Origin of the sequence: Mangrovimonas sp. TPBH4, assembly GCF_001280505.1 — a bacterium.
In the GTDB taxonomy this organism is placed as follows: Bacteria; Bacteroidota; Bacteroidia; order Flavobacteriales; family Flavobacteriaceae; genus Mangrovimonas_A.
On the sequence record NZ_LBIO01000055.1, the window covers coordinates 207,228 to 221,889 of the forward strand.

Sequence of the window (14,662 nt, forward strand, 5' to 3'; positions counted from 1 at the left end):
ATAAAATCAGAATTCTTTGTTAAAAAATACCTTGTAATAATGCATTTTTTTGGCTTCGTCATAGCCGCGTTCCAAATAATCCTCAGAGGCATCCGGCGCATCGATATCTAGTTTGATCTGGATGTTGGTATCTAGCTTGATTTCGCTTTTTATTTTTTGCTTTTGCTTTTTAAGGACTACTTCGGAAATGTCAAATTGATTACGGATTACTATGTTGTGATCGGATTCGTAATCCTTTTTAAAGTCGTCAAAAAGTGTCTTATGCTTTTCTTCCTCAAACACTTCTTCTTTAAAATTCTCGACGTTTGCAATTTCACGTTCCTTAAAGAAATCTACCGTTTTGGCTAAGAAATTACTGTGTTCCTGTCCGCCAAAATTGGGCTGTACCACTTCTTTTGAAAACTCACGGCACATCTCGATATAGTTTTTGGTGTGCTCATTGGAGTCGTCTGGATATTTCACGTTCAAAAAGCTTTTGATCCAGTATTGGGTGTCGTAATTATTGTGGTCTACGCTCAATACAATTTTGCCTTCGGTGTCGGCAGCGTTTAGAATCAAACAACCCTTGTCTACTTTTTTGGTTTGAATCCCAGATTGTACGTAAATGTCGTAACTGCCATTTTCCATATAGGTTTGGAAGAAATTGGTCTTATTTTCAATTTTGAAAATCCCCACGGCATCAGTTGTATAGTCTTCGTATTGAATGTCGTGAAATAAGCATACAATAACATCTCCCGTTTTTATTTGAGCAGAATTGGATTGTTCAAACAAATGGTTGACAATATGTTTTGAAATATCTATAAACTCTGTGTCGTTTTCCAAGAGCTGTTTGGCATAACTGTTTATTTCGTTCAGTTCTATGTTGGAATGATGGTTGAAACGGTAGGTTTCTGCAATACTCCCGAAAGGACGAAGCAAATAGGGAAGCAGTAGTTCGTAACTAGCCTCGTCAAACTCTAAAAGGCTTTCTGAAAAAGCATTTTTGGTACTGTTGAATTTGTTACCAACCTTGTGAATAATGCATTTGGAGATGGAGGCTTTTGTGCGTTTTATCATGATTTGGAGCTCTGATTATTTCGGTTTGCAATACTACTAAATTTAGAGGGAATAAGGGTATAAAAAAACGCCAAAGCTGAACTTTGGCGTTTGATTCAAGGGGACTTGTAATTTGGCTGCCTTGGCGTATATTATTTTGCTCTAGGCAAGTGGTGTGTCTTTTGAATGTTATTAAATATACTTAAATTCCAGCGTATTTCAAAACAGATTGTATATTCTGTTGGAAATAAAGGATATTTAGTGGTTTAAATTGTGTTTAATTTATTTTGTATATAATCAGACTGTTGGATTCTCCTTTGGTAACAATTTCAACATTTTTATCCCGGTCTATAGAGTCTAAATCTATTGATGAGTTTCCGTAAATGGGGAAATTTGGAATGGATTTCCCTTGGCTGTCAAAAAGGTATACTTTTTTGGATTGTAAATCTGTTGTGGAGACATAGATTTTGTCATTTACATAGAAGATTTTAGGTTCCGTATACTCGCCATAATCCAATTCTACTGAATGAGATTTTATATTCAATTTGTTTTCAGAAAGCGTTACTAGAGTTTTATTGGTGGTGGTGAGTCCATGTGAATCGCTAAGGTTTAAATTGGCGCTATTAATCTTGCCATTTTGATTTACCTGAAACAATGCGCCGTTATTGGTTGTGGTGGTAAATTTGTTTTCGTATAAATAAATGTCGTTGTCTGAAAAATTTATAGCGTCCTTAACGTTTACTCTTGTCTTTCCAACTCTGTCCAAAATTTGGAGGGAAGTTCCCTCAGCAAATACAATATAGTCCTTTCTTCCTATTCTAAAATGTTTTGGCTGTGAGGAAATTGTGTGTTTAGCTTTTTTAAAAGTAAATCCTTTTACAGTTTTTCCTCTCTGGTCATACAGGAGTATTTCTTTGCCCTGTGTGACCATTAGGCGATATTTTTTTCTTTTGTCGTAATCAAAAACAGACAGCGGTTGCGTGATTTGGTCCTTGAAATTTAAAGGGAAAGGAGAAACATCCTTCCCGTTTCTGGCAATAACATATACACGGTTTGGTGTTGTGAAGGCTAATTGCAAGCGTCCGTTTTTATACATGTCAATTTGCTCTATTTTGCCTAGAATTTTTCCTTGAAGTTGTTTTTTCCAATAAATTTTACCCTCGTTGGAAATAAGGTAAAGGTTGTTTTTTACGTCCTGTACAACAATATCCTTTTGCTTGGTAATATGATTGGTGACAAATTGAGGTGTCGTTAATAAATCGTTGTCCAAAGAAATGGTAAACTCCTCCGAAATAGCATTGGAGACTTGTTTTGCTTTATGTTTTTTAATGACCCCATTAATATGTGCAAAATCCGAATCGTAAATAAATTGCAGTGCGGAGGCTTTATAATTGTCAATGTTTATGTTTAAATCTTCGGAAAAGTTCTGTTTCAAAATAGAGAGTAATTCTCTGTGGTTGCCAAAAGTGAGTAAAGACGATTCGTCACTAAGCTGTTGAGTTAAATTTTTATAGAAGCTTTCGGAAGAAAGGGTGTGGTCGTTTTGATAATTGGCTATAATTTCTTTTAGAAAGTCCAAATTGTCACTAAATACAAAATAATCATCAAGATTAATGAAGTGTGTGGCGTTTTCAAACGTTATAATTGGTTGGAACTGTGCTTTGAAAGTGCCTGGTGTGCTAAATGAATGAATTGTAATAGTTCTGTAGGTTTCAACAAGGCTGTTTTCTTCAAGCAGCTCCAAGGTTGAAGTTGGGTCGATAGAATTAAGGAAGATGGCTCGCGAGTCCTTATTGTATAGTATGCCAATTTCGTTGATGTTCTCAAAAAGCGGATTGGAGTCTGAAATTGAGTCCTTATTGGAAAAAAGATTCAGTTGGTCCTGAAAGGTTTTGTAATTGTTATAGGTGAAGCTTAAAAATGCCTCGGTATTTGGAGGGCATACTTTACTTATTTTATTTTCCTGTGGAATTGTATTTTTAAAAATATTGATGAAGCTTTTTGTTGAATCTATTGCTTTGGTGATACCGTTTAGAATCAGGTCATCTTGGGAAATCTCCAGATCCACCATAAGATAATCGGAAAGTTTTGACTTTGATAATTCTTCAGTTTTGAACAATGAAGGGAATTGCTTGCCAGAAGTAAAAACAACTGAAAGTGTTTTGTCGCTAGAGGTAGCATTCAGGGCTTTTTGCAATTCGGAATCGGTTAAAGGTTGAGGCTTGACCTTCTCTATAATACTTCTTGAACTGGAAGTAAAAAAGATACTGTCAATTGTTGTGCTGTAAAAAACTTCATTTTCTACAATGGTTTTTTGGATGGTTTTGCTCTTGCTTTTTAATACTTCCTCCTCATGTTTTGTTAGCGAATCAAATCTTATAAGGTTTGTGCGGTTTTTTGTAATAATACTTAAGTCCAAACTATCCTTTTTATTTTGGGCAAGGCAAATTAAAACAGGCCCTTCGGGATTGAGGTGTTTTAAAAATTCAAGTTGCTTGAAAATATAGCTGCTATCTCTACCCTCTACTAGAGATTTTATTAGGTCGTTGTTTTTTAGATTGCTCCTTAGGTTGCCTAAATTTGAAGTTTTTATAACAACCCTAGAGTTTTCTGGAATGAGGTGGCTTAGTTTAGTTTGTTTGGAATGGTTGGTGTTGCAACTAAATAGAAGTACAATTAGGAGGCTTGCAAAAAAGTATTTCATTAATAAAGAGGGGTTTTGGGAACATGGACTTTTCAAGACAAATATACTGAATCGGAATCAAAAAAAATGCATGTAAATTTTTGACCTAAAGTTTCAGTTTTAATTGGTCTGGAAGTAACTTGAATGATTTACGATGATATTTTGTAATGCCATATTCTTTAATTGCCTCTCTGTGTTCTTTGGTGGGATAGCCTTTATTTTTTTTCCAATTGTACATCGGAAATTCTTCGTGGATTTTGTTCATGTAAGCGTCTCGTTCAGTTTTTGCTATAATGGAAGCGGCCGCGATGCTAAGGTATTTGCCGTCTCCTTTTATAATAGTTTCAAATGGGATGTCTTTAAACGGTTTGAACTTGTTGCCATCTACAATGATAAATTCAGGCTGGGGGAGTAACTGTTCAATTGCTTTGTGCATGGCGAGAATCGAAGCATTCAAAATATTGATGGTGTCAATTTCCTCAGGCCAAATATGCGAAAAGGCAAAAGCGGTAGCTTGGTCCTCAATAATAGGTTTAAGATTTAAGCGCTTATGCTCCGTAAGTGCTTTCGAATCATTTATCAGAGAGTTTTTTAAGTTGTTTGGTAGAATAACAGCGGCTGCAGTAACAGGTCCAGCTAAACAACCGCGACCGGCTTCGTCTGTGCCGCATTCCATCTGGAAATTTGAAAAATTGGTTTTTAAAGGCAAAATGTTAAAGGAAGTGAAAATGTTAAAGTTTGGGCAAAGTTAAAATTTTAACGCAACCAAATTGGATTTTATACATCTTTTAGTTGTTGTACCATGTTGAAACACTTGTAATTGCTGAGTTTTTTGCTGGAATTTGCGTTAACACTTTTTTAATAAAATAACTTGCTTATTTAATATATTATTAAGATGTTTGCGCAAGACTAACTCAAATAATTGTTTTATGAAATTAAAGTTAACATGGTTAATGACGCTATTCATGGCGTTAGTGATGCAGTTTTCTTTCGCACAGGAGAAGACGGTCACAGGAACAGTTATATCAGAATCAGATGGCTTGCCATTGCCTGGTGTAAATGTAATTGTAAAAGGAACATCTAGAGGTGTTCAAACAGATTTTGACGGTAATTATACTATTGCTGTAAGTTCTGGAGAGACTCTGGTGTTTTCTTTTGTTAGTATGAAAACTGTTGAAATGGTAGTAGGCACAAGTAATTCTATAAATGTATCTATGCAGGAAGATATTGCTGCATTAGAAGAAGTTGTTGTTGTGGGATATTCTACACAGGACAAATCTAAAGTTGCTGGAGCAGTTTCTGTAGTGAATGCTGAAGCTATCGAGCAAGTGCCGATTGCTTCATTTGATCAAATCCTACAAGGTCAGGCTCCTGGGGTTCAAGTTTCGGCTGGTTCTGGTCAACCTGGAGCTTCTGCAAGGGTTAGAATTAGAGGTAATGGGTCTATTAACGGAAGTAACGATCCACTTTATATTGTAGATGGAATTCAGGTTTCTGGTGCAGACTTTGCAGGTTTAAATTCAAATGATTTTGAAAGTGTTTCTGTGCTAAAGGATGCTAGTGCTACAGCTCAATACGGTTCTAGAGGTGCGAATGGTGTGATTGTTGTAACAACCAAAAAAGGAGCTTTTGGAGAAAAAACTCTATTCAAGTACAGAACGCAATACGGTATATCTAAAGTAGGTAATTCACGTTTCACAATGATGAATTCTGAACAATTGCTAAATTTCCAAAGATTGGTTGGTAATGGACTTGGAGTTGGGAAAACCGATGCTGAAATCGCTGAACTTGCACAAGTTAATACAAATTGGGAAGATTATTTCTTTAGAACAGCTCAAACAGCTACTCATGAAATGTCTATGTCTGGAGGTACAGATAAATCTCGTTACTTCAGTAGTTTAAGTTACTTCGATCAAGAAGGGATTGCAGATAGATCTGCTTTAAAGCGTTTTACTTTGCGTAATAACTTTGAGGTAAGACCTAATGATAAAACGAAAGTTGGATTTAATACTTTGGTGGCTTACACTATTTCTGATTTGATTGACTCAGAGAACTCTATTACTTTACAAAACCCTTATGCTGCGGTTTACTTAGGGTCTCCTTATGATGCTCCATATAATGAAGATGGCTCATTTGCGACGGGAAATGGGAAAGTTGGAGCGAATGCTTTGGAAAATCTTTTGGTTAACGGAAGAGAAAATAAACAAATGAGGTTTGTAGGTTCTGGATTTGCTCAAAGAGACTTATTCAAAAATGTATATGCAAGAGCAGATATAGGAGTTGACTATCGTCAAGATAATACCTTTAGATTTTCTGATCCTGCTACACATTATGGTAGCACTACAAACCCTGGTAATGCAGGATTCTACAGTGAATCTAATAGTTATAGTGCAAGAATAACTTCTACAAGTAGATTGGTATATGAAAATACCTTTGCTAACAAACATAACTTAACGGCGGGAGCATATATCGAATATGTGAAGCTTCATGCTAGATCTAGTGGGTTTACTGGATATGGGATTAATCCAACATTAGTGGGTGTGCCTGCGGGAATTAGTGAGGGAACTCCAGATAATGAGTTGATTCCAACAGTTAGTGGAGGTGTTACAGAAAGAGGATTGTTTTCTTATTTCGGTTTGGTGAACTATGATTTTGACGGTCGTTTTGGTTTAGACCTATCGTTAAGACGTGATGCGTCATCTAAATTCTCTAATGAAAACCAATGGGCAACGTTTTACTCGGTTGCTGGTAGATGGAATATTTCTAATGAAGAGTTTTTGGCAGGGAATAAAACCATCAATAATTTAAAGTTAAGAGCTAGTTATGGTACTTCTGGTAACCAAGAATCAGCAGCCGATTTTTCATACTCAACACAATATGGTCAGACTTCTTACAACGGTAATACTGGTATTGCTTTTGGTGCAATTGGAAATCCAGATTTAGGTTGGGAAACATCAAACCAATTTAATGTAGGGGTTGATTTTGATTTGTTTAATTATAGGTTATCTGGTACTGTTGAATATTACAACAACAAAACGACAGATTTATTCATTCCATTTAGCTTGCCGTTGTCTTCTGCAGGTATAGGTAGTATTGATGCCAATGCGGGATCTATGAGGAATGCTGGTGTAGATGTTAGTTTATCTGGTGTACTTGTAAGAACTGATGATTTTCAATTTGAGTTGAACGGTAACTTTAATTATAATGAGAATGAAATCTTAGATCTTGCTCAAGTAAGTGAATTTGAACAAGGAACCTCTATCATTAGAGAAGGATTGCCTCTTGGAACACATTATATTGTGGAGTGGGCCGGTGTTAACCCTGCGAATGGTGAGCCATTATACTATGATTTGGATGGAAACATTACAAATGTTTATAGTGAAACTAATGCAGTAGCTGATTTTGGAAGTTATAACCCTGTTTGGACAGGTGGTTTTGGAGCTAAAGTAAATTATAAGGGATTTGAATTGTCTACTTTGTTTACGTTTGCTGCAGATTACTATAGATTTAATAACCAAACATTCTTCCAAGAAAACCCTAACTTTGCACAGTACAATATGTCTACGGTAATGTTAGATATGTGGCAAGAACCAGGTGATATTACTGAAGTACAAAGTTATTTGTATAACAGAGAGTTTTCTTCAAAAGACATAGAAGATGCATCTTTTACTAAATGGAGAAACTTAACAATTGCCTATAATTTGCCTCAAAGATATATTGATAGCATTGGTTATATTTCAGGATTGAGATTGTATGCACAAGGACAAAACTTGTATACTTGGACTAAGTTTACAGGGTTCGATCCTGAAGATGATAATAATATTGCTCAATACGAGTATCCAACGCCAAGAACGTTTACAATTGGATTGGATCTTAATTTCTAAAAAAAATAGTATGAAAAGAATATCAAGATTTTTAGTAGTTGTTCTACTTATGGGCTTCAATTATTCATGTGAGGATGCCTATAATATAGACCCAGATGATGAAATTTTAGAGGAAAATTCATTTACTAATGTAGATGATTTGGAAAGAGGGATGTATGGTGTATACGCTGGTATCTCTGGATCAAACATAATTCAATGGTCATCTCGTTTTACAGATGATCTTAGAATAGCTGAAACCAATAGAGGACAGGGTATTGCTGTTCATAGATGGTCAATTAATCCAGGAACAAATGAAGTTGTAGGATTATGGGGTAATATGTACAATGTTATTGCCAGAGCCAATAGACTTATGGATGCAATGGAAAACATTAATCCTATTAATGAGGATGAGGAAGCAACAATGCAACGTATTAAGGCAGAATGTTTGGCGATTAGAGCTATGGAGCATTTCGACTTGTTGAGATTGTTTGCTCAGGATTATGAAAATGCTTCTTTGGGTGTACCAATCATTGACGGTGTTTATGTGTATGAGCAATTCCCGAGAAATACTGTTGGTGAAGTGTTTGCTTTTATTAATGCAGATTTGACAGAGGCTTATAATATGTTGAGTGCAACTTACACTGACAATACACGTTTTACAAAAACAGGTATTAACGCCTTAAGAGCAAGAATAGCCTTGTACCAAAAAGATTATGCGTCTGCAATCAGTTATGCTACACAAGTAATTAATGCTGCTCCTTTAGCGACTTCTGCTGAGTTTCAAGGGGTGTTTACAGATCAAGTTGAAACAGAAGTAGTATTTAAATTAGGAAGAACTTCAGGTGATGGTGCTGTAGGAACTATTTTTACAGATACAAATGGAGATGTATTTTTTAATTTATCATATGATTTGTTAGACCACATGTTCGCTAGCGGATGGACTAATGATATTAGAACATTTGTGAACATTGACGTAGCTAATTTTGACGAAAGTAATTTAATGGTAGGGAAGTATTTAGGTACTTCTGCTAATTATGGTCTAAATGATATTAAATTATTTAGAACAGGAGAGCAATATTTAATTAGAGCTGAGGCTTATGCTAGAACTGGATCTTTGGATTTAGCAGCTCAGGACGTTGAGACATTAAGGAATACGCGTGTTGTTCCTGGTGGTTCAATGGGGGTTGTTTCTTACTCAAGTGAAAGCAATGCCTTAAATGATATTTTAGGGGAAAGACGTTTTGAATTGGCGTATGAAGGGCATAGATTTTTCGATCTAAAAAGATTTGGATTAGGTGTAAATAGAGGGGCTGATGACTGTGCAGAAGCAGCTGATCCTTGTTCTATGGATGCAGGTGATTACAGATTAGCATTGCCAATCCCTTCGGATGAAATTTTTGCCAACGATGTGATTCAACAAAACGCACAATATTAATAATATAATAATATAAAAGATGAAAAAGTATTTATTTATACTGTCCATATTTTCATTGTTCTTGACGTCTTGTGATGAACAAGAACCAGAAATTTACAATGGACCAGATTTAGCATATTTTACGGATGGTACGGTTGCCAATTATTACGTACAAGATGTTGATGGTTCTAGTTTTGATATCGAGGTTGGAGTAACTGTAGCTTCAGATACAGACAGAACTATTACAGTGTCTATTGACCCAGCTTCTACAGCGGACGCTTCTCAATTTACTATAGGAAATACCATGGTAATCCCTGCAGGAGAATATATAGGAACAGTTCAGGTATTCGGTTCTTACGAAGATGTAGTTTCAGGAAGTACTTTAATATTGAATTTAGAGGACGTAACTGGATCAGAAGTTGCTACTTTTGATAACACATTTAGTATGACATTCTACCAATTCTGTCCATTTGTAAGAGATGAATTCTTAGGAGTTTATGAAGCAGATGAAGAAGATTTTGGTGTTTATGAATCTGTTGCAACAGCTGGTGAAGCTGATAACGAAATTATTTTGAGTAATGTTTGGGGAGTTTCTCCAACTACTAGTACTCGAGTGTTTTTAAATGATAATAATCCATCTAATTTCGTATTGGATTTCCCTCCATACTTAGAGAACTACCTTTTTGATCATCCAACTTATGGACCTGCTTATATCTATAACGGATATGGGACATTCGATGCTTGTGAAAAAGTTATTGATATGTATTTCCAAGTAAGAGTGGATGCTGGTGTGTTCCCAGAAACACATATTACTTTTACAAAATTGTAAAGATTTAACAAATATTTAGGAAAAAGGAAGAGTTAAAAGCTCTTCCTTTTTTGTTTTATAACGGCTATAATTATATATTTGGCCGCTTTATTATTATAAAATTCTACAATGAAGAATATTACTCTATCTCTATTATTATGTGCCGGCATTAATGTCTTTGGTCAAACTAATGACCAGGTATCCAAGTATCTTAAGGAAGACGACAAAAGTAGGTTGTTGGAATTATCAAAAAAATTCGAGACAAACAACCAAAATTCTCTTCGAGAGGCTTTGGAGAAGTTCCCAGCTGTAACCTATATTAATGGAAGAAAGGCTGTTTTACAGGGGCTTAATGAAGATGGAAGTGCAATGTATGTGGCAAGTGTTAATGCCGACGCGGCAGCAACCGTTATGGCTGATGAATTGTATGAAGGAGGGAGTCTAGGTTTGGATCTTTCAGGTGCAGACATTTCGTTTAGAGTTTGGGAAATTGAAGGAGTTAGGACTACACATCAAGAATTAGTAGGGCGTGTTTCTCAAGGAGACTTTGCTATTTTTACAACACCTTCAGATGAAACCGATCATGCTACGCATGTTACAGGAACTATAATTGCTTCTGGTGTGAGCAGTGATGCTAAAGGAATGTCTTATGCAGGAACTGCCATAGCATACGATACAAATAATTTTTTGTCCGAAATGACTACCCAAGCAGCGGCAGGTATGTTGTTATCTAATAACTCTTGGGGGCAGGTTGCTTTTAATAATGATAATCAATTAGTGATACCTGTTTATACATTTGGTAAATACACTACTAATGCCAAAGCAATGGATGAATTGGCATATAGTGCTCCATATTATTTGCCTGTTTGGGCTGCTGGAAATGATAGAGCTTTAAGTTCTTTAGGATCAAATAAGGGTGGATATGATATGTTGACTCAATGGGGAACGGCTAAGAATACATTGGTAGTTGCGGCCGTTAATGAAGTGGATAACTATACAGGTCCTTTTAGTGTGAGTATGAGTACTTTTAGTAATTGGGGGCCTACTGATGATGGTAGAGTTAAGCCAGATATTTCCGCTCAAGGAGTTGGTGTGAAGTCAAGTATTTCTACTTCTGATGCATCATATGCAACTTATCAAGGAACTTCAATGGCTTCACCTAGTGTAACTGGAACATTAGGGCTTTTACAAGAGCATTATAATAATCTTAACGATATTTACATGAAGGCAGCTACAGTAAAAGCTTTGGTTGCCCATACGGCAAATGAAGCTGGGTTTACCGATGGGCCAGATGCTCAATTTGGATGGGGATTGTTAAACGCCGAGGCTGCTGCAGAATGTATCACGAATGATGGAGCAACATCTATGATTTCTGAAACTTCAATAGATGATGGAGATACTTTCTCTACTACTGTGACGGTGGTAGGAGATGAACCTTTAGTTGTTACTATAAGTTGGGTTGATCCTGAGGGGACGGTTATCACTGGTACTTCTGAAGAAATGTTGGATAATACAACGTCTATGTTGGTAAACGATTTAGATTTAAGGGTAACTCAAGGAGAGAATACATATTATCCATGGAAGCTTAATGCAGCGTTTCCTTCCGGGGCAGCTACTAATAATGGGGATAATACTGTAGATAATGTTGAAAAAATTGAAGTTAATAATGCTTCTGGTGAATATACCATAACAGTTACTCATAAAGGAACATTGGTGGATGACCTTCAAGACTTTTCACTTATTGTTACAGGAATTGATGCTAGTTTGGGAGTAGAAGAGAATATCATGGAGAATATTTCTGTTTGGCCAAACCCAGCTCAAGATGTTATTAACCTTAAGTTAACTTCGCTAGAGAATAACACAAACGTTAGTTTGTATGACATCCATGGTCGTATGGTATATCAATCTGAAGTAAAAACTTCAAGTTTGGTACATACTATTAATGTTAAGGAGTTCTCTGCTGGTGTTTACTTCTTGAATGTTGAAAATGGCACACAGAACTTTAACAAAAAAATTGTTATAGAATAATATTTAGTTGTAATTAGACTTATCTTAACAGGATAGGTCTTATTGAAATGACCGCAATAAGGATTAACTTATTGCGGTTTTTTTATAGGGTACGCATGTCTTTTTTATAATAAAGAAAGGAGAAATGTTTAGCAGGTTAAGTCATAATATTCTAACTCTATTTTTCGTTTTAAATACTTACTTTTGCTCCATATTTTACTACAGGTATGAGAAAATTATTTTTCATTGTTTTTATTTTGATGACTGTGACAATGAATGCTCAGGTCAAGAAATTTGACAAGACATTCCCCAATGAAGGAAGAACATCTATTGATACAACCAATTCCAATCTTAAAAGAGATAATAAAAGCAAGTCAAAAGAAAAGAAGGCTACAATCGACATGTACAAAATGGTGTCGTATAAAAATGATACCACTTTTGTCGATACCTCACTTACCATAAAAAAGGATTACAAATTTAATTACCTAAGAAAGGATAATTTTGAGCGTATCAATTTCCTAAATACTGGACAAACCTTCAATTCCTTAAGCTATAATGTTTCCAATACAGATGTGATGCCGGACTTTGGTGCTAGGGCAAGGCATTTTAATTATATGGAAATTGAGGATATATATTATTACCAAGTGGCGACGCCTTTTACAGAACTTTGCTATAAAACTGTATTTGAACAAGGCCATTTGTTGGACGCCTTATTCAGTGTTAACACTTCTAAACAGCTTAACTTCACAATAGCCTATAAAGGGTTACGTTCTTTGGGGAAATATCAGCACCAACTTACAAGTACTGGAAATTTTAGGTTTACGACCAATTATACTACAAAAAACAATCGGTATAATTTGCGAGGTCATATTGTAATGCAGGATTTAATGAATGAAGAGAATGGAGGTTTAAGGGATCTTGATTTGGTGAATTTTGAATCAGGGAATAAGGAATTTAAGGACAGGTCGGTTTTTGATCCCGTTTTTGAAAATGCTGAAAATATTTTGGAAGGAAAGCGTTTTCATTTGGACCATCAATATCAAATAACCAAAACAAATGATTCCTTGCCAAAACCCAGCTTTAATGTTGGTCATGTTATTTCCTTTGAGGATAAATACTATCAATTTGTACAAAGTGCCCGAAACGATTTCTTCGGCGAAGCATTTTTGACTAATAAAATCAATGATAAAGTAACCTTGGAAGATTTCAGAAATCGTTTTTATGTAGATTTCAATGAAAAAACACTGGGGAATATTAAGGTGAACATAGATTACTACAACTATAATTATGGTTATGATGCATTGGTAATCTTGGAGGGCAATACAATTACCAACCGTTTAAAGGGAGATGTTCTGGAAGCAGGAGGAAGTTATGCCAACACATTTGGTAAGTTTAATGTCCAAGGAGAATTTGGGATAAATGTTTCGGGAGATTTAGATGGTAATTTTTTTCAGGGCTCTGCTAGATATGAGTTCTCAGATGATATCAAGTTTGGAGCTTCTTTCAATTCTAGCTCCAAGGCCCCAAACTATAATTATTTGCTTTACCATAGTGATTACCTAAATTACAATTGGGACAATTCTAATGTGTTTGACAATGTTCAAACACAGCAATTGGCTGTGGAATTAGAATCCCAGAAGTTGGCAAATATTTCTTTTGATTATTCCAATATTACAAATTACACCTATTTTGCCAAGGATGAAACAGCGGATGGTGTCAAGCCATTTCAAACTAACAATACTGTAAATTATTTAAGGTTGAAGCTGAATAAGGAAATTGGATTAGGAAAATTTGCCCTGGATAACACCTTTATGTATCAAAATGTATTGAATGGCGACAATATATTTAACGTTCCGCAATTTATCACAAGAAACACCCTTTACTATTCTAACCATTTCTTTAAGAAGAAGGCACTTTTTTTACAAACAGGAATTACCTTTAAGTATTTCACCGAATATAATATGAATGCTTACGATCCGCTGCTTGCTGAATTTTATGTTCAAAACGACACGAAAATAGGAAACTTTCCCATGCTTGACTTTTTTGTAAATGCTAAGGTGAGAACCATGAGGGTGTATTTGAAGGCAGAACATTTCAATTCCGCATGGACAGGTTACAAGTTTTATTCCGCTCCTAATTATCCATATCGCGATTTTATTGTGCGTTTCGGCTTGGTCTGGAACTTCTTTCTCTAGTAAATGGAATTTATAATATCTATGAAAGACATGCTTCAAAGTATGTCTTTTTTGTTTTGGGCTATCCTTTGTATATATGACAAATGAAGGCTTTGAGGTATATGAAGGTTTGTGCATTGTATATATGTAGTAAGAGGGAGACGGAGAAGGATAAAAGGAAATATAAAATAATTCCACATCCAAACACCTCAATTCCAGTCCTGTAAATTCCGTGTCTCAAAAAAATCGCCAAAAACCCCAAAAAAGAGTTGCACATATCCAAAAAGGCGGTATATTTGCAGCCGCAAAAACAGCGAGTGCTGTAGGAGTGAAGGGAGTTCATTGAGAGAGTCGGTTAGGGAAGTTTTGAGAGCGGTCAGCGCCACGAAAAAAAAACTTTTAAAAAATTAACCGAACTGCTTGTGAGGTTCAAAAAAGGGTTCTATATTTGCACCCGCTTAAGCGATAAGCTTAGGGAAAACAAAGAAGACAAGTTCATTAACATATTGAATTGACAGCGTAAGACCGGATCTTTTAGGAGATTTGGTCGCACAAAGAACAAGCCATTTTGAGAACCAGAAAATTCCGTTTCGGGAGTCTGAATAATATTTAAGATTTAACGATGAAGAGTTTGATCCTGGCTCAGGATGAACGCTAGCGGCAGGCCTAACACATTGG

The 14,662-nt window shown here is 35.7% G+C and carries 8 protein-coding genes; 5 read left to right on the forward strand and 3 right to left on the reverse strand.

All coding sequences use genetic code 11. From position 1 onward, the window contains the following. Positions 1 to 6: 6 nt before the first annotated feature. The 3 genes from ZA05_RS12910 to ZA05_RS12920 form a co-directional block, all read right to left on the reverse strand. Positions 7 to 1,056: a nucleoid-associated protein gene (locus ZA05_RS12910; RefSeq protein WP_053992098.1), complete on the reverse strand. Its 1,050-nt coding sequence runs from the start codon at positions 1,054 to 1,056 to the stop codon at positions 7 to 9. A 256-nt stretch (positions 1,057 to 1,312) separates the two neighbouring features. Beyond that, complete coding sequence (locus tag ZA05_RS12915) at positions 1,313 to 3,739, reverse strand: hypothetical protein (RefSeq protein ID WP_053992099.1); 2,427 nt, start codon at positions 3,737 to 3,739, stop codon at positions 1,313 to 1,315. A gap of 85 nt (positions 3,740 to 3,824) precedes the next feature. Further along, a complete protein-coding gene (locus ZA05_RS12920; protein ID WP_053992115.1) occupies positions 3,825 to 4,394 on the reverse strand; it encodes a ribonuclease HII in 570 nt (189 codons plus the stop codon). Between the two features lie 253 nt (positions 4,395 to 4,647). Here ZA05_RS12920 and ZA05_RS12925 point away from each other — a divergent pair, with 253 nt between their 5' ends. The 5 genes from ZA05_RS12925 (at position 4,648) to ZA05_RS12945 (ending at position 14,005) form a co-directional block, all read left to right on the forward strand. After that, positions 4,648 to 7,602 (forward strand): TonB-dependent receptor, encoded by a 2,955-nt coding sequence (locus ZA05_RS12925; RefSeq protein WP_053992100.1) that lies wholly within the window; start codon positions 4,648 to 4,650, stop codon positions 7,600 to 7,602. A gap of 49 nt (positions 7,603 to 7,651) precedes the next feature. Then, a complete protein-coding gene (locus ZA05_RS12930; RefSeq protein WP_053992101.1) occupies positions 7,652 to 9,016 on the forward strand; it encodes a RagB/SusD family nutrient uptake outer membrane protein in 1,365 nt (454 codons plus the stop codon). A gap of 19 nt (positions 9,017 to 9,035) precedes the next feature. Further along, complete coding sequence (locus ZA05_RS12935) at positions 9,036 to 9,824, forward strand: hypothetical protein (protein ID WP_157514707.1); 789 nt, start codon at positions 9,036 to 9,038, stop codon at positions 9,822 to 9,824. Positions 9,825 to 9,932: 108 nt separating this feature from the next. After that, entirely contained in the window at positions 9,933 to 11,831 is a 1,899-nt protein-coding gene (locus ZA05_RS12940) for a S8 family serine peptidase (protein WP_053992103.1), read from the forward strand. 206 nt (positions 11,832 to 12,037) lie between these two features. Continuing rightward, entirely contained in the window at positions 12,038 to 14,005 is a 1,968-nt protein-coding gene (locus tag ZA05_RS12945) for a putative porin (RefSeq protein WP_053992104.1), read from the forward strand. Positions 14,006 to 14,662 lie beyond the last annotated feature (657 nt).

Bases quoted from the DNA above. Each gene is read 5' to 3' on its own strand.
- ZA05_RS12935 (WP_157514707.1), top strand. From the start codon at position 9,036: ATGAAAAAGTATTTATTTATACTGTCCATATTTTCATTGTTCTTGACG.
- ZA05_RS12945 (WP_053992104.1), top strand. From the start codon at position 12,038: ATGAGAAAATTATTTTTCATTGTTTTTATTTTGATGACTGTGACAATG.
- ZA05_RS12925 (WP_053992100.1), top strand. From the start codon at position 4,648: ATGAAATTAAAGTTAACATGGTTAATGACGCTATTCATGGCGTTAGTG.
- ZA05_RS12930 (WP_053992101.1), top strand. From the start codon at position 7,652: ATGGGCTTCAATTATTCATGTGAGGATGCCTATAATATAGACCCAGAT.
- ZA05_RS12920 (WP_053992115.1), bottom strand. From the start codon at position 4,394: ATGGAATGCGGCACAGACGAAGCCGGTCGCGGTTGTTTAGCTGGACCT.
- ZA05_RS12910 (WP_053992098.1), bottom strand. From the start codon at position 1,056: ATGATAAAACGCACAAAAGCCTCCATCTCCAAATGCATTATTCACAAG.
- ZA05_RS12915 (WP_053992099.1), bottom strand. From the start codon at position 3,739: ATGAAATACTTTTTTGCAAGCCTCCTAATTGTACTTCTATTTAGTTGC.
- ZA05_RS12940 (WP_053992103.1), top strand. From the start codon at position 9,933: ATGAAGAATATTACTCTATCTCTATTATTATGTGCCGGCATTAATGTC.